21 protein-coding genes are annotated in these 20,057 nt (G+C 43.9%); all 21 read right to left on the bottom strand.

Features of this window, described 5'->3' with window-relative positions; all coding sequences use genetic code 11:
- Window positions 1-124 precede the first annotated feature (124 nt).
- Window positions 125-1,129, bottom strand: a complete 1,005-nt coding sequence (nuoH, locus tag M3183_RS03855; RefSeq protein WP_251466675.1) for an NADH-quinone oxidoreductase subunit NuoH — start codon at window positions 1,127-1,129, stop codon at window positions 125-127.
- Window positions 1,129-2,229, bottom strand: a complete 1,101-nt coding sequence (locus tag M3183_RS03850) for an NADH-quinone oxidoreductase subunit D (protein WP_251466672.1) — start codon at window positions 2,227-2,229, stop codon at window positions 1,129-1,131. Before M3183_RS03850 ends, nuoH begins: the two co-directional genes overlap by 1 nt.
- Before the next feature lie 3 nt (window positions 2,230-2,232).
- Window positions 2,233-3,726, bottom strand: coding sequence for an NADH-quinone oxidoreductase subunit C (locus M3183_RS03845; protein ID WP_251466670.1), 1,494 nt, complete (start codon window positions 3,724-3,726; stop codon window positions 2,233-2,235).
- Window positions 3,727-3,729: 3 nt separating this feature from the next.
- Complete coding sequence (locus tag M3183_RS03840; protein ID WP_251466668.1) at window positions 3,730-4,242, bottom strand: NuoB/complex I 20 kDa subunit family protein; 513 nt, start codon at window positions 4,240-4,242, stop codon at window positions 3,730-3,732.
- Window positions 4,233-4,607, bottom strand: a complete 375-nt coding sequence (locus M3183_RS03835; protein ID WP_251466666.1) for an NADH-quinone oxidoreductase subunit A — start codon at window positions 4,605-4,607, stop codon at window positions 4,233-4,235. Before M3183_RS03835 ends, M3183_RS03840 begins: the two co-directional genes overlap by 10 nt.
- An 866-nt stretch (window positions 4,608-5,473) precedes the next feature.
- Window positions 5,474-5,881, bottom strand: coding sequence for a F0F1 ATP synthase subunit epsilon (locus M3183_RS03830; protein WP_251466664.1), 408 nt, complete (start codon window positions 5,879-5,881; stop codon window positions 5,474-5,476).
- A gap of 21 nt (window positions 5,882-5,902) precedes the next feature.
- A complete protein-coding gene (gene atpD, locus M3183_RS03825; RefSeq protein ID WP_251466899.1) occupies window positions 5,903-7,324 on the bottom strand; it encodes a F0F1 ATP synthase subunit beta in 1,422 nt (473 codons plus the stop codon).
- 99 nt (window positions 7,325-7,423) lie between these two features.
- On the bottom strand, window positions 7,424-8,284 hold the full coding sequence (gene atpG, locus M3183_RS03820; RefSeq protein WP_251466662.1) for an ATP synthase F1 subunit gamma: 861 nt from the start codon (window positions 8,282-8,284) through the stop codon (window positions 7,424-7,426).
- Window positions 8,285-8,368: 84 nt separating this feature from the next.
- A complete protein-coding gene (gene atpA / locus M3183_RS03815) occupies window positions 8,369-9,880 on the bottom strand; it encodes a F0F1 ATP synthase subunit alpha (RefSeq protein WP_251466660.1) in 1,512 nt (503 codons plus the stop codon).
- 24 nt (window positions 9,881-9,904) lie between these two features.
- Window positions 9,905-10,444 carry a F0F1 ATP synthase subunit delta gene (locus M3183_RS03810; RefSeq protein ID WP_251466658.1) on the bottom strand — a complete coding sequence of 180 codons (540 nt, stop codon included), beginning with the start codon at window positions 10,442-10,444 and terminating at the stop codon, window positions 9,905-9,907.
- Entirely contained in the window at window positions 10,441-10,971 is a 531-nt protein-coding gene (locus tag M3183_RS03805) for a F0F1 ATP synthase subunit B (protein WP_251466656.1), read from the bottom strand. Before M3183_RS03805 ends, M3183_RS03810 begins: the two co-directional genes overlap by 4 nt.
- A gap of 348 nt (window positions 10,972-11,319) precedes the next feature.
- Window positions 11,320-11,532 carry a F0F1 ATP synthase subunit C gene (gene atpE, locus M3183_RS03800; RefSeq protein ID WP_277613938.1) on the bottom strand — a complete coding sequence of 71 codons (213 nt, stop codon included), beginning with the start codon at window positions 11,530-11,532 and terminating at the stop codon, window positions 11,320-11,322.
- A gap of 82 nt (window positions 11,533-11,614) precedes the next feature.
- A complete protein-coding gene (atpB, locus tag M3183_RS03795) occupies window positions 11,615-12,328 on the bottom strand; it encodes a F0F1 ATP synthase subunit A (RefSeq protein ID WP_251466652.1) in 714 nt (237 codons plus the stop codon).
- Between the two features lie 27 nt (window positions 12,329-12,355).
- Window positions 12,356-12,730, bottom strand: coding sequence for an ATP synthase subunit I (locus M3183_RS03790; protein WP_251466650.1), 375 nt, complete (start codon window positions 12,728-12,730; stop codon window positions 12,356-12,358).
- 2 nt (window positions 12,731-12,732) lie between these two features.
- Window positions 12,733-12,954: an AtpZ/AtpI family protein gene (locus M3183_RS03785; RefSeq protein ID WP_251466648.1), complete on the bottom strand. Its 222-nt coding sequence runs from the start codon at window positions 12,952-12,954 to the stop codon at window positions 12,733-12,735.
- Between the two features lie 326 nt (window positions 12,955-13,280).
- The gene (locus M3183_RS03780) at window positions 13,281-15,542 is read right to left on the bottom strand and encodes a S8 family serine peptidase (RefSeq protein ID WP_251466646.1); all 2,262 of its coding nucleotides are present in this window, start codon (window positions 15,540-15,542) and stop codon (window positions 13,281-13,283) included.
- Between the two features lie 578 nt (window positions 15,543-16,120).
- Window positions 16,121-16,750 carry a uracil phosphoribosyltransferase gene (gene upp / locus M3183_RS03775; protein ID WP_251466644.1) on the bottom strand — a complete coding sequence of 210 codons (630 nt, stop codon included), beginning with the start codon at window positions 16,748-16,750 and terminating at the stop codon, window positions 16,121-16,123.
- Between the two features lie 135 nt (window positions 16,751-16,885).
- Window positions 16,886-18,127 carry a serine hydroxymethyltransferase gene (gene glyA, locus M3183_RS03770; protein ID WP_251466642.1) on the bottom strand — a complete coding sequence of 414 codons (1,242 nt, stop codon included), beginning with the start codon at window positions 18,125-18,127 and terminating at the stop codon, window positions 16,886-16,888.
- Between the two features lie 173 nt (window positions 18,128-18,300).
- Window positions 18,301-18,864, bottom strand: a complete 564-nt coding sequence (locus tag M3183_RS03765; protein WP_251466898.1) for a TIGR01440 family protein — start codon at window positions 18,862-18,864, stop codon at window positions 18,301-18,303.
- A 344-nt stretch (window positions 18,865-19,208) separates the two neighbouring features.
- Window positions 19,209-19,667, bottom strand: a complete 459-nt coding sequence (locus M3183_RS03760; RefSeq protein ID WP_251466640.1) for a hypothetical protein — start codon at window positions 19,665-19,667, stop codon at window positions 19,209-19,211.
- Between the two features lie 32 nt (window positions 19,668-19,699).
- Complete coding sequence (locus M3183_RS03755; protein ID WP_251466638.1) at window positions 19,700-19,909, bottom strand: hypothetical protein; 210 nt, start codon at window positions 19,907-19,909, stop codon at window positions 19,700-19,702.
- Between the last annotated feature and the right edge of the window lie 148 nt (window positions 19,910-20,057).

Raw genomic sequence — 20,057 nt, 5'->3', positions numbered from 1 at the left:
TGCCAGAGGCCAATTAGCGGTTAAGCCATTTTTATTAGCGCTTAACACTTCAATTGGCGGATAAGCCTTCTTTATCAGCGCTTAACTCTTTCCAATTAGCGGATAACAGCTCCCAATTAGCGGTTTAAAAAAATAATGACTTAATCAATGCCGTTAAGAAAATATTTGCAAGTGCGATTGGCATAAGCACTTTCCAGGCGAATTCCATCAGTTTGTCGGCACGCATCCGCGGGAAGGTGCTTCGGAACCATAGGTAAACGAACAGGACAGCACAGAATTTAAGTGCGAACCAGACAGATGCCGGGATAAAGCTGAGGAAACTGAATGGTGCAAGCCATCCTCCAAAAAATAGTATTGTAACCAATGCCGTCATGGCAAATAAATAGACATACTCCGCTAGCATAAAGAATGCCCAGCGGAAACCTGAATATTCAACATGATATCCAGCAACCAGTTCTGATTCTGATTCCGGCAGGTCAAAAGGTGTCCGGCTTAATTCCGCAACGGAAGCGGTCAAAAAAATTAGAAATCCGATTGGCTGTAGTAAAATAAACCAGCCATGCTGTTGGGCATGCACGATATCATTTAAGTTCAAACTGCCTGATAGTAAAATGACACCTAAAACTGACATAACCAGCGGAATTTCATACGAAATCATTTGTGCTGTTGCCCGTGCCCCCCCTAACAGAGAGTATTTGTTGTTTGAGGCCCACCCGCCAAGCAGTACGCCGAATACAGTCATTCCGGAAACCGCCACATAATACAGAAGTCCTACATTCAGGTCGGCAAATTGGAACTTATCCGTAAACGGAATCGTTGCCAGCACCATAAAGGATGGAGCAAACGCAATTACCGGTGCAATGATAAACAATGGTTTATCTGATACTTTAGGAATAATATCTTCTTTTAATAAAAGCTTCAAAACGTCTGCAACTGTTTGCAGGAGACCAAAACGGCCGCCGACTTGGTTAGGACCGTGCCGGTTTTGCATATAACCCATAACCTTCCGTTCCGCCAAAATAGAGTAGGTTACAAAGCCTAGTACAATGAACAATAAAATGACGCCAAACAGAAAGAAGATGGCAAAGTTGTACAGGCCGGGACTAGACTTAAGCATATTTTCAACCATTAGCCGTCCACCTCTCCAAGTACAATATCAATAGCTCCTAAAATAGCAATCATGTTTGCAATGTTTTCCCCTTTTAACAGTTTAGGGAGAATTTGCAGATTATAGAATGATGGTCTTCTAAATTTTAAGCGGTACGGTTCTTTTTTTCCATCACTGGAAATATAGCAGCCAATTTCTCCCCTTGGCGACTCAATTCTGACAAATGCTTCCCCTTTTGGTGCTTTAATAATCTTTGGCACTTTTGCTAAAATCGGGCCCTCTTCAGGGAATTGTTCACAGGCCTGCTCTAAAATTTTCAATGATTCTTCAATTTCCTTTGTACGGACATGGTAGCGTGCTAAAGCATCACCGCCCTCCTCTGTAATCACATTGAAATCGAAACGATCATAGATGGAGTACGGTTCATCTTTACGGAGATCCCACTTCACGCCGGTACAGCGGAGATTTGCCCCGCTAAGAGAATAGTTAAATGCATCTTCTTTTGTATACTTACCGATTCCTGTTACACGATTGACGAAAATTTCATTTCCGGTTACCAGTGCATGATAACCTTTTACCTGTTCCCTCATATAAGGAATAAACTCTTTTACTTTTTCAATCCATCCCTCCGGCGCATCCCACTTCACACCGCCAACACGCATATAGTTGAAGGTTAAGCGTCCGCCCGAGAGTTCATTCAGCATGTTAATAATCATTTCCCGTTCACGGAACATATAGATGAATGGGCTTGTTGCCCCAAGGTCAAGCAAATAGGTGCCCCACCAAACAAGGTGGCTGGCAATACGGTTTAATTCCATTGCGATAATTCTTAGGTATTCTGCCCTCTCCGGCACTTGAATCCCCATCATCGTTTCCACCGCATGGCAAAGCACATAGTTATTGGTCATCGATGATAAGTAGTCCATCCGGTCCGTATAGGGAATAATTTGAGTGTATTGCAGGTCTTCTGCAATTTTTTCCGTTCCTCGGTGCAGGTACCCAATCACAGGCTCTGCTTCGGTGATTAGCTCCCCGTCAAGGTGTACCACCAGCCGGAATACTCCGTGTGTACTTGGGTGCTGCGGGCCTACGTTCAGGACCATTTCTTCTGTTCTAATCATTGGCTACACCTCCACATCATACGGCTCATAGTCTTTTCTCAGTGGATAGCCAATCCATTCCTCTCCAAGGAAAATCCTGCGCAAATTCGGATGCCCGGTGAACTTGATGCCTAATAAATCATAGGCTTCACATTCAGGCCATTCTGCGCCCGCCCAAATCGGCTGTACCGATTCAATAACCGGTTCATCCCGGTCAAGCTTCACTTTCACTGCGACGGATTGGCGGTTTTTGTATGAGTATAAGTGAACATATACTTCCATGTATGTTTCATAATCAGTCCCGTGCAGCTCTGACAGATAATCAAACCCTAAGAGCTCATTAAACTTAAGAAATTGTGCCAGTTTGAAATAGGATTCTCTTTTCACAACTAATGTTGGGACGTCTTTTGAGAGTTTATTGATATAAAAGTCTTCTAAAATATTTGATCCCATATTTTCTTCAATAACCTTCACATACTTGTCTAAGTATGGCTGGTTTGGTGATGGTTTTGCATCCGCTTCATCTGTATCCGCTGCTGCTCCGCCTTTTGCTGCTGCCGCGGCTTTTGCTTTTGCGGCTGCGGCCGCTTTCGCCTTTGCCTTTGCGGCTGCAATGGCTTTCGCCTTTTCATCATCACCAGCTGAAGCATCCCCGCCTGCAGCTGCCTTTGCCTTTGCGGCCGCCGCTGCTTTCGCTTTGGCTGCTGCGGCTGCTTTCGCCTTTGCGTCCGCATCTGCAGGGGCCCCATCAGCGCTTGCTTGCTCCATTGCTTTACGCTTCGCTGCCGCGGCTGCCTTTGCCTTTGCTACTGCTGCGGCCTTTTTCTTTGCCAAGTCATCCGATTCTCCGGCACTCGTTTCCGCCGCCGGTTCCTCATCCTCTATGCCTTCGCGTTTCTTTTTCGCTAATGCCGCCGCTTTTGCCTTTGCTGCCGCTGCCGCTTTCTTTTTCGCCAAGTCATCGGCTTCCCCGGCACTCGTTTCCGCCGCCGGTTCCTCATCCTCTATACCTTCGCGTTTCTTTTTTGCTAATGCCGCCGCTTTTGCCTTTGCTGCCGCTGCCGCTTTCTTCTTCGCCAAGTCATCCGATTCTCCGGCACTCGTTTCCGCCGCCGGTTCCTCATCCTCTATGCCTTCGCGTTTCTTTTTTGCTAATGCCGCCGCTTTTGCCTTTGCTGCCGCTGCCGCTTTCTTTTTCGCCAAGTCATCGGCTTCCCCGGCACTCGTTTCCGCCGCCGGTTCCTCATCCTCTATACCTTCGCGTTTCTTTTTTGCTAATGCCGCCGCTTTTGCCTTTGCTGCCGCTGCGGCTTTTTTCTTTGCAAGATCATCGGCATCCCCAGCCGATGCTGCTTTTTCAGGCTCAGCCGGCGGTTGTTCAGATGTTACCGTTTTTTCCTCAGATGACTTCTGTCCTGCTTCAGCTGCGGCCTTAGCCTGGCGCTTCGCCAGTGCTGCCGCTTTCGCCTTTTCAGCAGCCTCCCGCTTTAATTGCTCGAGATCCTTTTCTCCGCTCATCGACTAGATCACCTTCTTCCCAGTCTTCGCTTCATATTTAATCTTTTCTTTCAATTTATTAATTCCATAAATTAATGCTGCTGGGTTTGGAGGGCAGCCCGGAATGTATACATCAACAGGGACGACTTGGTCCACACCTTTTACAACAGAGTACGATTTAATATAAGGACCGCCTGCAGTTGCACAGGAACCCATAGCGATGACCCATTTTGGTTCAGGCATCTGATCGTAAAGACGGCGTAAAATCGGTGCCATTTTTTTCGTGACGGTACCCGATACAATCATGCAGTCCGACTGTCTTGGTGATGGACGGAAGAAGGACCCGAATCGGTCTAGGTCATAGTGGGCTGCACCAACACCCATCATTTCAATCGCACAACAAGCCAGACCAAATGTTACAGGGTAGAGGGAACTGCTTCGCGCCCAGCCCTTCACTTGCTCCAGCGTAGTCATAAATACATTTCTTTCGACTTCTTTTAAATCCAAATCTGTAATGCCGTTTACTTTTAAATCCATCTCAGCACCTTCTTTTTCCAAGCATATACCAGGCCGATTAATAGCATGATGACAAACAGCGTCATTTCAATCAATGCAAAAATCCCCAGTCTATCATAAGCAACTGCCCATGGATATAAAAACACTGTCTCCACATCAAAAATAACAAACATCAGGGCAAAAATATAATAGCGGACATTGAACTGTACACGAGAATCGTGAACCGGATCAATTCCGCTCTCATATGTGGTATACTTCTCTGCACTCGGCTTATACGGGCGCAGAAGCTTACCCAAAGTCAACGCTACCACTGGCAGCAAAATCCCGAGACATAGGAACACAAAAACTATCAGATAATTATTCTGATATACATTTAAAAGTTCCATGTCTATCCCCTCCAATGTTGAATATTTTCATACTTACGAATATTGTAACCGAATTCATTATAGCATTGAAATATACCCATGTCGACAAGCCTTATTGTATAAAAATTCAAATTCTGCCAGCCGTGGAATATTTGGATTTTTTGCATTGAAAACGAGCTCATCAAAAGCTTAAAATGCTATATTCAAATTCGACAACAACACCTATTAAACAACAAAAGTCACTCCCTGTCAGTGAGGTTTATCAACTTTTACAAACTTGCCGAATTCTTTTTAAAATTTAAAAACCAACCACTTTACTTCTATTATAATGGCGTCATAAACGGTTTCCTCTAACATCATATTCTAAAGGTTTATTTTCATTCGGAAATTAATAAAACTAGTACATCTTAACCAGCAATTGAAGTTAGTAAAACTGCTGTCATAAAAAAGGTTTTCAAACAGTCAATCTATCCTTTATGTAATTTTAAAAAATTCTTTTCTTTTATGTATAGGTTTCTCTTTATAACCGCATTGATTAAAGACAAGTTTAGACTTTTTAACTTCTTTTTGCCCTTTATAGACATTATTAAATACAAATTCTTGCCGTTTCAACCACTTTTTGTCTTTAAGACACCTTATTAAAGACACGTTCTAGCACTTCCAACCGCTTTCTGTCTTTAAGACCCCTTTTTAAAGATTGGTTCTCACTCTTCCAACCACATTCTATCTTAAAGACGCCTTTTTAAAGACAGCTTCACCCTTGTTCCATTGCGACTTGTTCTTAGGCACCAAATGGAATCTTAAAAAGCCGACATCATAGTAAAAGGCCCCTCTGAGGCGGTGCCAAATGCCGTCCAGAGGGGCCTTACATTTTTAAATCATTTAATTTACTTACGTTCCTCCGCTGTATTAATGCGGTTTACTGCTCGGCGTAATGCCAGTTCAGCACGTTTGAAGTCTACATGCTCTGACTTCTGTTCGTTCAACCGCTGTTCCGCACGTTCTTTCGCCTTTAATGCACGTTCCACATCAATCTCTTCAGATTTCTCTGCAGATTGGGCTAATACGGTAACCTCGCTAGAACGAACTTCCAAAAATCCGCCGCTGACAGCGACAAATTCAGTTTTTCCATCCTTCTTCAGACGTACAGTACCAATTTCGAGCGGAGCAACCAATGGCACGTGCCCAGGCAAAATACCAAGCTCACCTGTTTTCGCCTTTGTGCTCACCATTTCCACATCGGATTCATATACCGGACCATCGGGAGTCACAACACTGACTTTAATCGTCTTCATTTTTTACCCTCCCCGGCTGGATTAAACCTCTACGCCCATGCGTTTTGCGGCTTCAACCACATCTTCAATGCGACCGACAAGACGGAATGCATCTTCTGGAAGATGGTCATATTTACCTTCAAGGATTTCTTTGAATCCTTTAACAGTTTCTTTAACCGGTACGTATGATCCTGGCTGACCAGTGAACTGTTCAGCAACGTGGAAGTTTTGTGATAGGAAGAACTGGATACGGCGCGCACGGGCAACGACTAACTTATCTTCATCAGAAAGTTCGTCCATACCTAAGATTGCGATGATATCCTGTAATTCACGATATTTTTGTAATGTTTGCTGTACTTGACGAGCAACATTGTAATGCTCTTCGCCGACAATTTCAGGTGACAATGCACGAGAAGTTGAAGCAAGAGGGTCCACCGCAGGGTAGATACCCATTTCAGAAAGTTTACGCTCAAGGTTTGTTGTTGCATCTAAGTGAGCGAAAGTTGTTGCCGGAGCCGGGTCAGTATAGTCATCGGCTGGTACGTAAATCGCTTGGATTGATGTAACAGAACCTTTATTTGTTGAGGTAATACGTTCTTGTAATTTACCCATTTCAGTTGCAAGTGTTGGCTGGTAACCAACGGCAGATGGCATACGGCCTAAAAGGGCAGATACCTCAGAACCTGCTTGCGTGAAACGGAAGATGTTATCGATGAACAATAGCACGTCTTGTCCTTGTTCATCACGGAAATATTCAGCCATTGTTAAACCTGTCAAGGCAACACGCATACGTGCACCAGGAGGCTCGTTCATTTGTCCGAATACCATTGCTGTTTGTTTAATAACGCCAGAGTCTGTCATTTCGTGGTAAAGGTCGTTACCTTCACGGGTACGCTCACCAACACCAGCGAAAACAGAAATACCGCTGTGCTCTTGGGCAATGTTGTTAATTAATTCCTGGATTAATACGGTTTTACCTACACCGGCACCACCGAATAGACCGATCTTACCACCCTTAATATATGGAGCAAGAAGGTCTACAACCTTAATACCAGTTTCAAGAATTTCAACCTCAGTTGAAAGATCTTCATATAAAGGTGCTTCACGGTGAATTGGGTCACGGCGTTCGCTTGCAGGGATTTCACCCTTTAAGTCAATTGCCTCACCTAATACGTTAAATACACGGCCTAGTGTTGGCTGGCCAACCGGCACGGAAATTGGTGCACCTGTATCTTCTACTTCTATACCACGAGTTAATCCATCTGTAGATGCCATCGCGATGGCACGAACTGTATCATCACCTAAATGAAGGGCAACTTCAAGGGTTAGGTGAAGATCAACTTCAGATCCGTTTTGCGCTTTTTGTTCAATTCTCAACGCATTATAGATCGCAGGAAGATGACCGTCATCGAACTTAACGTCAACAACTGGACCCATAACCTGAAGAACATGTCCTTTGCTCATCATTATTCCCTCCTAACATACTCTTTGCTAAAAAATAACCGAACTTATTAAAAAATGGCCTCAGGCACCAAAACGGCGCCTTCACCAGAAATGATATTACTATTCCAAAGCTGCAGCGCCGCCGACGATTTCGGTGATTTCCTGTGTAATCGCTGCTTGGCGGGCACGGTTATAACTAAGTGTCAAGTTGCGGATAAGCTCGTGCGCATTGTCTGTTGCATTGCGCATTGCGGTCATCCGGGCAGCGTGCTCACTTGCTTTACTATCCAGCAGTGCACCATAAATCAAGCTTTCTGCATATTGTGGAAGAAGCACTTCTAAAATTTCTTCTGCATTTGGCTCGAATTCATAGGAAGTAAGTTTATGTGATCCTCCTGCCAAATCTGTTAATGGCAGCAGTTTCTTCTCAGTCACTTCCTGTGAAATGGCACTAATATAGTGGCTGTAGTAAACATATAATTCATCAAATGTTCCATCTGAGAACATGTTGACAGTTGTTTTTGTAATATGATTTATATCCTGAAAGCTTGGCTGGTCGTTAATCCCAACGATATCAAGGACTACGTTGTAACCGCGCTTCACAAAAAAGTCACGCCCCACACGGCCAATCGCAATAATCGCAAACTCGTCATTCGATTTATGACGGCTTTGAATTGCTTGATGGACGTTGCGGATAACGTTACTGTTGAATGCACCAGCGAGACCGCGGTCAGATGTAATGACAATATATCCTGTTTTCTTTATAGGACGGTGGGTCAACATCGGATGACTCACGCCGCCAGCACCAAGGGCAATTGATGCCGTTACTTCCTGGATTTTTTCCATATAAGGCACGAATGATTTCGCGTTCATAACACCGCGGTTCCACTTTGCGGCTGAAGTCATTTCCATTGCCTTTGTAATTTGACTGGTCTTTTTTGTTGAATTTATCCGCGTTTTAATATCGCGCAATGAAGCCATTAGGTTCTCACCACCCTCATTCAAAGAATGTCAGGCGATGGCTAGGGTCAGCCCTGCACCATCGCCGCCGTTAAATATCCGACCTTATTGTTCTGAAGTAGCAAACGTCTTTTTGAAAGCGTTGATTCCTTCAGCCATATCATCATCTTTAGGAAGTTCTTTTGTTTTGGTGATATGATCCAACAGGTCTTTACGGTTGTGGTCTAACCAGCTATAGAATTCTCCTTCAAAACGGCTGATATCATGAACCGGAATATCATCAAGGAAACCGCGTGTTAATGCATAAAGAATCATAACTTGTTTTTCAACAGGAATCGGTTTGTTAAGGTCTTGTTTTAGAACCTCAACAGTACGTGCACCACGGGCAAGTTTTGCTTGGGTTGCCTTATCAAGGTCAGAACCGAACTGAGCAAATGCCTCTAATTCACGGTAGGATGCAAGGTCAAGACGCAAGGTACCGGCAACTTTCTTCATTGCCTTGATTTGCGCAGAACCACCTACACGGGAAACGGAAAGACCTGCGTTGATCGCCGGACGAACACCGGAGAAGAATAGGTCTGATTGTAAGAAGATCTGTCCATCTGTGATGGAGATAACGTTTGTTGGAATATAAGCAGAAACGTCACCTGCTTGTGTTTCGATAAATGGTAATGCTGTGATAGATCCAGCACCAAGTTCATCATTTAATTTTGCTGCACGCTCGAGAAGGCGTGAGTGTAAGTAGAATACATCCCCTGGATATGCTTCACGGCCTGGAGGACGGCGAAGTAACAAGGAAAGTTCACGGTATGCTGATGCTTGTTTTGATAAGTCATCATACACGATTAATACGTGTTTACCGTTGAACATAAATTCTTCACCCATTGCAACCCCGGCATACGGTGCTAAGAATAGCATTGGAGCAGGCTGTGATGCAGATGCAGACACAACGATAGAATATTCTAATGCTCCGTGTTTACGAAGTGTTTCAACCGCGTTACGTACAGTTGATTCTTTTTGTCCGATTGCAACATAGATACAAATCATGTCCTGTCCTTTTTGGTTGATGATTGTATCGATTGCTACAGATGTTTTACCTGTTTGACGGTCACCGATGATTAACTCACGTTGTCCGCGTCCGATTGGCACAAGTGCGTCAATCGCTTTAATACCTGTTTGAAGCGGCTCATGAACCGATTTACGAGCCATAACGCCTGTTGCAACATGCTCAACAGGACGGGTTTTCTTTGCATTGATTGGACCCATGCCATCGATTGGTTGTCCTAAAGAGTTAACAACACGACCAATCAGTTCCTCGCCAACCGGAACCTCCATGATGCGTCCTGTGCGGCGAACCTCATCACCTTCTTTAATGTCGATGAAAGGTCCAAGAATAATGATACCGACGTTATTTTCTTCAAGGTTTTGTGCCATACCCATAACGCCGTTTGAGAACTCAACAAGTTCTCCGGCCATACAGTTGTCAAGGCCGTGGACACGTGCGATACCGTCACCAACGGAGATAACAGTACCTACATCTGTCACTTGAATTTCTGCCTGATAGTTTTCAATCTGTTGTTTTATCAGGGCACTGATTTCTTCAGCTTTGATGCTCATGAGTTTCACCCCTATCTACAAATCTTAGCCTAACAATTTACTTTCCAGACGATTCAGCTTGCCAATCAAGCTTCCATCATATATACGATTACCAATGCGGAGCAAAACGCCTCCAAGCAGATCGGTATCTACGATATTTTCAATTTGAAGTGATTTCTTGCCTGCTTTAGCAGCAAATGCAGCAGAAATAGCATCCCGTTCCTTGTCCGAAAGCGGACGGATCGTATATACTTTTGCTTTCGCAACTCCCATTTCATCATTTGCAAGCACGGTGAATTGATCAACGACATCATTGATTTCACCTTCACGGTGCCGGTCAATTAAAAGCAGTAACAAATTCAAAACATTTGGGTTTATCTTATTTGAAAATGCATTTTTTAAAATCATTTTTTTCTGTTCAATCGTTAACTTTGAAGAGTGAAGAACATCTTTTAGACCAGTTGTCGTTTCTAAAACTTCCTTCACAACCCGAAGTTCCTCTTCAACAGAGTCAATGATTTGCTGTTCTTTTGCAATTTGAAAAAGAGCTGAAGCGTAGCGCTTTGCTACTAGTGAATTACTCATCGCTCTTCTCCTGCCTCTTTAATATATTGATCAATCAGCTGATCTTGATCTGCTTGAGACAATTCTTTCTCAATAACTTTAGAAGCAATAAGAACGGATAATGAAGCCACCTGCTCACGGATAGCGGCAACCGCCTTTTCTTTTTGCTGGTCAATTTCAAGTTTGGCTGTTTCTTTCACACGTTCAGCCTCTGCTCTTGCAGCAGCAATAATTTCATCACGCTGGATATCACCTTGTTTTTTCGCACTTTCAATCAAGGCTTGTGCTTCGGTACGCGCTTCTTTTAAAAGGTTTCTTTGTTCTTCTAAAAGTTTTTTTGCTTCTAAATGGCTCTGTTCAGCCCCGTTAATTTCATTTGATATATGATCTTCACGCTGCTTCATGATGCCCATTAATGGTCCCCAAGCAAACTTTTTAAGCAGCGCCATTAAGATAATAAACACAATCAGCTGGAAGAAAACATCTCCAAAGTTAACATGGGAACCGCTCTCAGCCGCAGTACCCAGTACAAAACTGTTTATTAACACCCGGGTTCACTCCTTTCAAGAGTCTCTCACTATGCAAAACCTATAAAAACGTTGCAGTGTTCTGCCCCTTTTTTTATACACACAAAAATAAATGGCGAAGGTTCTATTAGCCTGATGGGAAACATAAACTTCATTACGAAAGTCTACACTTCCCTGCAGCAAAAGTGCAGCTAAGCCTAACAAACCAGCCTAGCCGGCTCGCCAGTCGGGAATTCTCCATCCATCATAGTCACTTCGCCATTTGAAATCTTTTCAGCTAATCAAAATTTACATTTATAAATTTTGAACTCTAACTACGCCTCATGAATCTTCCTAACAGACCATGCCAGCCGGCGAGTTTCATTAAAATTATCGGTTTAATACCATGAATGCAATAACTACACCGATGATTGGTAATGCTTCAACCAACGCAACCCCGATAAACATAGTTGTTTGCAATAAACCACGTGCTTCAGGTTGACGGGCAATACCTTCAACTGTACGGCCTACGATAAGTCCGTTACCAATACCTGCACCAACTGCAGCTAAACCAATAGCGATTGCTGCTGCTAAAATACCAATAGATCCTGTCATTTTAAATGTCCTCCTTAGAAATGTATATATATTAGTTAATAATTTTGTTCATAGAAATGAACGATTTATTTTAATGGTCGTGGCTCACTTTATGAGACATATAGACCATCGTTAACATGGTAAAGATATAAGCTTGGATAGTGCCGACAAAGACAGAGAATGCCTGCCATAAGAATGTCAGCGGTACTGCAGCAATTAGACCGGCAATGCCTTGATGCGCTAGTCCTGCTGCCAATAATGAAAGCAATAATTCACCTGCATAAATGTTACCGTAAAGACGCAAACCAAGAGTTAATGTGTTCGCAAATTCTTCAATAATTTTCAGCGGAAATAAGAACTTCATCGGGCTAAAAAATGTTGCTCCATACCCTTTTGCTCCTCCCAGCTTTACACCGTAATAGTGAGATAACCCTACAACCATCACAGCCAAAGTTAAGGTAATCATTGGGTCGGCAGTCGGTGATTTCCACCATAATTGATCATTTACTACGACCGCGAAGGGAAGACCTAACATATTGGAAACAAACACATACATAATTAATGTAATGCCCAGAATTTGAAATCTGCCGCCTTCTTTCCAATCCATTGTACTATTGATGATGCCTTTTACAAAGTCCATTACCCATTCAAAGAAGTTTTGCATCCCGGTTGGTTTCATGGCCAGCGTGCGTGTAGAAAGAACTGCAATTAGGAATACAATTATACTTGCAACTGTAATCATGAGCATATTAGCTCCGTTAAACCATAGACCCAGAAACTGAAATTCAGGATTTTCATGATGCATGTAACTCACCTCGCTTCCCGTTTTATCTTATTTGTGTGCATGCAATGCATGATAAAAGTAATCTATCATAATGACAATATAGGATGTCATTAGTCCCGCCACTAAGCTAATCATATTGAAGTAATCAGGAAATCTAAGAGCAATCAGCGCAGCAATTCCAGCAACAGCCATTCTGGAAAGGGATCCTAAGGATCGGACTTTTTTTCCCTGCGATACTTTCTTCTCGAAGTCTTCCGTTTTCTTCACTAAAAACCAAAGATTTACGTAACTAAAGCATGTACCAAGAATGAGACCAAGAAATATGGTTTGGTAAGAAGTAAACCCCCAGCCAAGAACATAAATGGACAACAAGTAAAAAATCCATTTTCTCTGCCTGTTGTACATCTGTCTAAAATCTGGCATAATTATGAATCTCCTGAATAAAAATGGCGGATTGAGACTACCATAGAATAGATGCCCGCTCCTAGTCCAACAAACAACCCAATGATGAGAAATACAGGTTCCGTACCCCAATATTGATCCAGCCATTTCCCTCCAAAGACCCCTATTAAGACAGACCCTGCAAGAGCCGATAGAATGGCAGACATCAACCCCATCGCTTTAAATGGATTGTGGTCATTTTTCATATAAAAATCATCCCATTTTACGAGAATGAACAGCGGATTAATTTCATCTGGAGAGATATGACATTATTATGAAACCCCTCCCATTTACACCCTTTGTTAGCATACAATAGGCACCTATCAAAGTCAATGAATTATCGTGAATAATTCCACAATCGCATTATCAAAATTTTGTCCAATTGTCTATGACAGTAAACACTATAATTGTATTGTATTTCGTAACATTATTTTTGTCTTAAATGTGAACAAATTGTGAACGTTTTGTTAAGGGAATGTAAATGAACACTCAAAAAAAGGCATCACAACCATATGATGCCTTTCTTTGGAAGTTATTTCATTATCGTAATAATCGTTTCAATATAGTCTTCCTTTCCCGCCTTTTTGGCAAAGACTTTTGCCAGGTATGCTCCCTCCGGCGGAAGTTCTTCAGCGGTGAAATCCTTCTTTAAAAGTCCGTTCTTTACGTTCATGCGTGCATCCAGAAATTTAACAAAATGATAGCTTTCCGGGTTAAACAGGGCAATTCCGAATTCCTCCGCTCCTCCCGGCAGATATACTTCGTAATGGTACTGTCCCGGTTTGTCCCCTTCTGCAAAATCAAATCCCATCACCCTTGGATAGCCAGGCTCCTCTAGTACATACAAATAAGGAATGTTGATGACTTTGTTTCCAGCTTTCAATTTTAAATAACCGTCATGGATTTTCTTTTTAAAAATAGCTGGGTCAATCCTTAACTGAACGGTAATACTCTTCTTCTGCTTCGGCTCCAATACAAAGGATAATGGGAGCCACCAATCAAGTCCGTCTTCATGATAGGGGATAGAAAAGGAATACCGCTGTTTTTTGCCGCTGACATTTTCAACGGTCAACTGGGCTTCATGAACATTTCGTTTCTTCGTAAACTTACCGAACTTTAAGCTTCCTGGCGTGACAAGCGACTCTGTTTGAATTGCCTCGGCAGCCTGAATCCTGCCGGCCCCCTGCTCATAGGTGTGGTAGTGGGCCAAAGCATTATGACCTGCGGAAGGAATGCGCGGCTTTGCTCTGTTTTCTGCTGCGGTTTCCCCCAGCGGCAGGGCTGTATTCATTAAAGCCGACTTAATTTGCTGCGGTGACCAATCGGGATGTGCCTGCTTGATCAGTGCACACGCCCCCGCAACATGCGGTGCAGCCATGCTGGTTCCCTGAAGTGACATATATCCTCCTGGAACCGTCGAGTTAATCGCCACACCAGGTGCTAGAATATCTGGTTTAATATCCCATGACCCTGTTACCGGGCCCCTTGAGCTAAAATCTGCCAGCTGATCTTTTTCCTTTCTGACATAAAGCCTAGCGGACAGCTGCTGTTTTTTTAAAGCCTCCCCATCTTTCTTTGTCAAGCTTCCAACCGGGATAGAAATTTCCGACTCTAAGTTGCCCAAAAAGCTGCCTTTAATGTTGTTATATATTAGTACGGCCTTTGCTCCTGCTTCCTCTGCATTTTTAGCTTTTTCAGAAAAAGTAAACTTCCCCCGCTTGATGAGAACTATTTTCCCTTGAACATTCTGGAGGTCCTGTTTACGCCCGAGACCGCCGTCTACAATTTCATAGGTCCGGTCAAGCTCCCATTTTGCCGATCCCTCCATCGGCTGTATCCTATATTTTCCACGCATTCCTTCTATTAATAAATAGGGTATTTCCATTGTCGGTGTGGATGCTCCAACGGAAATAGCCTTTGATGAGGTACCAGGTGATCCGACTGTCCAGACATTCGGTCCGGAGTTGCCAGCTGCAGCCACTGCAACAATCCCTTTATCGACGGCACGGTCAAGCGCAAGGCTGATGGGAAGGTCCGGCCCATTAATGCTGTTGCCTAACGACAAGTTCATAACATCCACTTTGTCTTTGATCGCCTGATCAATCGCTGCCAGCACCTGCTCCGTCGTTCCCCCGCCGCCAGGACCGAGCGCCCGGTACGCAATAATTTTGGCTTCGGGCGCAACTCCCTGGATTTTTCCATTGGCCGCAATGACGCCTGCAACATGGGTGCCGTGGAGCGTTGCCTGCCCGGGAGTCAAGGTCTCCATTGGATCATTGTCATTGTCAACTAGATCATGGCCGCCGGAATAGTTTCTCCTTAAGTCAGGATGGTTGTAGTCAATGCCGGTATCAATAACGCCAACGGTAATGCCTTTCCCTGTAATGCGGTTGTCGTTTAGGTCATAAAAGCTGCGGACCTCATCACCGCCGATAATATCAACGCTTTCTTCTGTCTGAACCTGATACTGGCTTACGGGTGAAATATGAATGATTTGATTTTGATGTTTCTGTTTGAGCCGGGCGATAGAATCTGGGGAGCCTATAACTGAAAAGCCATACAATGCTTCTTGAAAAATCCGCCTTAACTTGATGCCCTTAAAAGGTTTTATGAGCTGTCTGATTTCGTTTTCAGTATGTGGTTTGTTCAGTACCACGACGGCGACGGTGTCTTTCGTTTGTTTAGGAATGGGCGGGTGGATTAATGGTTGCGAATGGGTGCTGGCTGGCACTGGGGTCAGGGCCGGTATTGCTTGTATCTGAAATGCCAGAAGCAAAGATAATAGAAGTTTCATTTGAAGAAATCCCCTTTTTTCATATCGTTTTCATTCGACGGGGAAAGTATGCAGTTATTGGGGAGGTAATATTTTGTTCCTCGTTTCAATCCAACTGAAGGAAGGTTTAGCACTTTTAATTGGGTTTTTGCCGAAGAGTCTTTCGGAATAAGCAAAAATTCCTTAAATTGCTTTCTCGTCATCATTGGACTTATGAGTATAAAAAAGTCATCCACACTCTTTATATAGGCGTCCTTTGAAATAAAGGAACAATTCGGGCATTGCCAGTTGGCCGATTGATAAACCATTGAAAATTGATAACACCTTGGACATTGCACACCATTTCGAATTTGAGTTTTTATAGTTTTGGCTGTTTTCTGGGGGTTTTGGCTGTCCTTTTATATGTTTTGGCCGTTTTCCAATGGGTTTCGCTATTTTTCAACCTGTTTTGGCTGATCAGACAATTACTGAAGCCACCCCTCTTTCTAAGAGAAAAAACCAATGATCTTTTGATAAAAAGATTACTAATTATACATTTCTAAGGAACACCAAAAAGCCAGGCTGTATTAAAAGCCTGGCTAAGGTATCTTCTTACTTTCTTATTTCGTTCCGAACAATCGGTCACCGGCATCGCCAAGTCCTGGTACGATGTATCCGTGGTCGTTCAATTTCTCATCTAGTGCGGCGATATAAATGTCAACATCAGGGTGCTCATTCTTCACAGCTTCGACGCCTTCAGGTGCGGCAATCAGGCACATAAATTTGATATGTTTAGCGCCGCGTTTTTTTAAGGCATGGATGGCATCAATAGCAGATCCGCCTGTTGCGAGCATTGGGTCAACCACGATGAAATCGCGCTCTTCCACGTCATTTGGCAGCTTCACATAGTATTCCACCGGTTTCAATGTTTCTGGATCGCGGTATAGACCCACGTGTCCAACTTTCGCAGCTGGGATCAGTTTTAAAACTCCATCAACCATTCCAATTCCTGCACGTAAAATTGGCACCAATCCAATCTTTTTCCCAGACAAAACCTTTGATTGTGTCTTGCATACCGGTGTCTCGATTTCGATATCTTCAAGCGGCATATCCCTTGTGATTTCGAACGCCATCAATGTAGCCACTTCATCTACAAGTTCACGGAATTCTTTTGTTCCTGTATTTTTATCACGTATGTATGTCAGCTTATGTTGAATTAGTGGGTGGTCGAATACGTAAACCTTTGCCACAATAATCGCCCCTTTTAATAAATTTTTCACACTTCGACTAATTTTACAGAAAAACTGTCGAATGAGCAACTCAAGCGAGGGGCCTTTAACGAAAAAAAATCGGCCCGCTATTACTAGTTAGGCCGATTTTTACTCTTAATATTCAGGATAGAGGGTAAATTTGCTTGATAAAGCACTTACTCTTTCACGAGCTTCCTCAAGTTTTGCCGCATCTTCATGATTTTTCAATGTGATGGCAATAATCGATGCAATTTCATCCATTTCTTCTAAGCCAAAGCCGCGTGAAGTAACAGCAGCTGTTCCAATACGGATACCGCTTGTAACAAACGGGCTTTGTGTGTCAAATGGAATCGTGTTTTTATTAACAGTGATGCCAACTTCATCCAGTACGTGTTCAGCCACTTTACCTGTTAAGCCAATTTTGGAAACATCGAGCAGCAGCAAGTGATTGTCTGTACCGCCGGAAACAATGGTTATGCCTTCTTTTTGTAGTCCTTCTGCAAGCCGCTTGGCATTGGCAATAATGTTTTTCGCATAATCTTTAAAGCTGTCCTGTAATGCTTCCCCAAAAGCAACTGCTTTAGCTGCGATGACATGCATTAATGGACCGCCTTGGATACCAGGGAAGATAGATTTATCAATTTTTTTACCGAATTCTTCAGTTGTTAAAATCATCCCGCCTCGTGGTCCGCGAAGAGTTTTATGAGTGGTTGTGGTTACAAATTGAGCGTATGGCACTGGATTTGGATGCAAGCCTGCAGCAACAAGGCCGGCAATGTGAGCCATATCGACCATTAAGTAAGCACCAACTTCATCCGCAATCTCACGGAATTTAGCAAAATCAATCTCACGCGGGTAAGCGCTGGCTCCTGCTACGATTAATTTTGGCTTATGCTCAAGTGCTTTTGAACGGACATCATCATAATTAATGCGGTGTGTTACTTCATCTACACCATATTCTACGAAATTATATTGAATACCGCTGAAGTTAACTGGGCTGCCGTGTGTTAAGTGACCGCCATGTGAGAGGTTCATACCAAGAACCGTATCGCCTGGCTCAAGAACTGTGAAGTAAACTGCCATATTGGCTTGTGCACCAGAGTGCGGCTGAACATTCACATACTCCGCCCCGAAGATTTCCTTCGCACGGTCGCGGGCTAAATTTTCAACAATATCAACATATTCACAGCCGCCATAATAACGGCGTCCTGGGTAGCCTTCTGCATATTTATTTGTTAAAACAGAGCCTTGTGCCTCCATTACAGCCTCGCTGACAAAGTTTTCTGAGGCGATCAATTCAATCTTTGCACGCTGGCGGCCAAGTTCCTGTTGAATGGCTTTAAAAACTTGCTCGTCCGATTGAGACAAATGCTTCATATTCGAGAGTCCCCCTTGAAATATATGTGAAAACTAAACCGTTTGAAAATTGCATCTACATTGTAGCATAAGTACTTATAAAAGACACCTATTTTTCGGTTTTTGTTAAATGGTATATTTTTTATACTAGTAAATTTATATGTTTTTTAACAAATTCCGGACAAAAAGGTTAACTAACACTTGTAATTTTCGTCTTTTTTCTCATAAACTGCTCTAACGCCGCCAATTAGTTTTGGTCTTGTTTTTGCCAGTGTCACAAGGGCATTGCCAACTGTCTTCTGTGATACGCGAACCGGTACGGCGACATGTTTTAAATGCATGCCGATTAATGTTTGGCCGATATCAATTCCCGCTTCTGCCTTGATAAATTCCACGACAACCGCATCATCCAAATGTTCAAAGGCATATGTTGCCATTGCCCCGCCAGCTTTTCGGACAGGTATCACAGATACTTCCTCCAACCTGCGCTCAAGCGCGACAGATCGTTCGACAACCACTGCCCGGTTCAAGTGTTCACAGCATTGAAATGCAAGCGCAATCCCTGTTTTCGCCTGCAGTGTTTTCAATGCATGAAAAATCATTTCTGCCACCTCAAAAGTGCCGGCTGTACCGATTCGTTCACCGGCCACCTCGCTGGTGCTGCAGCCCACGACCAAAAGCTCACCGGGTTCCAGCGCCACCTGTTCGTTGAATTCGGTTAATATGGTTTCAAGCTGTTTTTCCCATTCGTGAATCATACATGGTCGTCCTTTCAAAATAGATTTATGAACAATTTGCTTATTTTTAGGTAAAACAAGGGGCCTTTGATTGACCGGGGTAGGGGCTTTCTTTTCGGGTAATCCAGCTCGCCTGCATGGACCGGCAAAGGGATTTTTCACGCCTTTCGGGTAATCCAGCTCGCCTGCATGGACCGCCAAAACGATTTTTCCCGCTTTTCGGGTAATCCAGCTCGCCTGCATGGACCGGCAAAGGGATTTTTCACGCCTTTCGGGTAATCCAACTCACCTGCATGGACCGGCTAAACGATTTTTCACGCTTTTCGGGCAATCCAGCTGCCTGCATGGACCGGCAAAGGGATTTTTCACGCCTTTCGGGCAATCCAGCTCGCCTGCATGGACCGGCAAAGGGATTTTTCACGCCTTTCGGGCAATCCAGCTCGCCTGCATGGACCGGCAAAGGGATTTTTCACGCCTTTCGGGTAATCCAGCTCGCCTGCATGGACCGCCAAAACGATTTTCCCTGCTTTTCGGGTAATCCAGCTCATCTGCATGGACCGGCAAAGGGATTTTTCACGCCTTTCGGGTAATCCAGCTCGCCTGCATGGACCGGCTAAACGATTTTCCCCGCCTTTCGGGTAATCCAGCTCGCCTGCATGGACCGCCAAAACGATTTTCCCTGCTTTTCGGGTAATCCAGCTCATCTGCATGGACCGGCAAAGGGATTTTTCCCGCCTTTCGGGTAATCCAGCTCGCCTGCATGGACCGCCAAAACGATTTTCCCTGCTTTTCGGGTAATCCAGCTCGCCTGCATGGACCGCCAAAACGATTTTTCACGCCTTTCGGGTAATCCAACTCACCTGCATGGACCGGCAAAACGATTTTTCACACTTTTCGGGCAATCCAGCTGCCTGCATGGACCGCCAAAGGGATTTTCCCCGCCTTTCGGGCAATCCGCTCGCCTGCATGGACCGCCAAAACGATTTTCCCTGCTTTTCGGGTAATCCAGCTCGCCTGCATGGACCGCCAAAACGATTTTTCCCGCTTTTCGGGTAATCCAGCTCATCTGCATGGACCAGCAAAGGGATTTTCCCCGCCTTTCGGGTAATCCAGCTCATCTGCATGGACCAGCAAAGGGATTTTCCCCGCTTTTCGGGCAATCCAGACCATCTGCATTAGCCAAAGTGGACCTCTTCCCTCATGATCAATCTATA

Origin of the sequence: Neobacillus mesonae (assembly GCF_023715155.1) — a bacterium.
In the GTDB taxonomy this organism is placed as follows: domain Bacteria; phylum Bacillota; class Bacilli; order Bacillales; family Cytobacillaceae; genus Neobacillus; species Neobacillus mesonae_A.
The sequence above is the reverse complement of the archived record's forward strand: the minus strand, read 5'-3'. Positions and strand labels throughout refer to the sequence as shown.

Coding starts and splice junctions, on each gene's coding strand:
- glyA (WP_251466642.1), bottom strand. CDS start 18,127: ATGAAGCATTTGTCTCAATCGGACGAGCAAGTTTTTAAAGCCATTCAA.
- atpA (WP_251466660.1), bottom strand. CDS start 9,880: ATGAGCATCAAAGCTGAAGAAATCAGTGCCCTGATAAAACAACAGATT.
- M3183_RS03810 (WP_251466658.1), bottom strand. CDS start 10,444: ATGAGTAATTCACTAGTAGCAAAGCGCTACGCTTCAGCTCTTTTTCAA.
- M3183_RS03850 (WP_251466672.1), bottom strand. CDS start 2,229: ATGATTAGAACAGAAGAAATGGTCCTGAACGTAGGCCCGCAGCACCCA.
- M3183_RS03765 (WP_251466898.1), bottom strand. CDS start 18,864: ATGATTCACGAATGGGAAAAACAGCTTGAAACCATATTAACCGAATTC.
- M3183_RS03790 (WP_251466650.1), bottom strand. CDS start 12,730: ATGCCAGATTTTAGACAGATGTACAACAGGCAGAGAAAATGGATTTTT.
- M3183_RS03785 (WP_251466648.1), bottom strand. CDS start 12,954: ATGAAAAATGACCACAATCCATTTAAAGCGATGGGGTTGATGTCTGCC.
- M3183_RS03755 (WP_251466638.1), bottom strand. CDS start 19,909: ATGAGCTGGATTACCCGAAAAGCGGGAAAAATCGTTTTGGCGGTCCAT.
- nuoH (WP_251466675.1), bottom strand. CDS start 1,129: ATGGTTGAAAATATGCTTAAGTCTAGTCCCGGCCTGTACAACTTTGCC.
- M3183_RS03830 (WP_251466664.1), bottom strand. CDS start 5,881: ATGAAGACGATTAAAGTCAGTGTTGTGACTCCCGATGGTCCGGTATAT.
- atpD (WP_251466899.1), bottom strand. CDS start 7,324: ATGAGCAAAGGACATGTTCTTCAGGTTATGGGTCCAGTTGTTGACGTT.
- M3183_RS03840 (WP_251466668.1), bottom strand. CDS start 4,242: ATGGATTTAAAAGTAAACGGCATTACAGATTTGGATTTAAAAGAAGTC.
- atpB (WP_251466652.1), bottom strand. CDS start 12,328: ATGCATCATGAAAATCCTGAATTTCAGTTTCTGGGTCTATGGTTTAAC.
- M3183_RS03780 (WP_251466646.1), bottom strand. CDS start 15,542: ATGAAACTTCTATTATCTTTGCTTCTGGCATTTCAGATACAAGCAATA.
- atpG (WP_251466662.1), bottom strand. CDS start 8,284: ATGGCTTCATTGCGCGATATTAAAACGCGGATAAATTCAACAAAAAAG.
- M3183_RS03835 (WP_251466666.1), bottom strand. CDS start 4,607: ATGGAACTTTTAAATGTATATCAGAATAATTATCTGATAGTTTTTGTG.
- M3183_RS03845 (WP_251466670.1), bottom strand. CDS start 3,726: ATGAGCGGAGAAAAGGATCTCGAGCAATTAAAGCGGGAGGCTGCTGAA.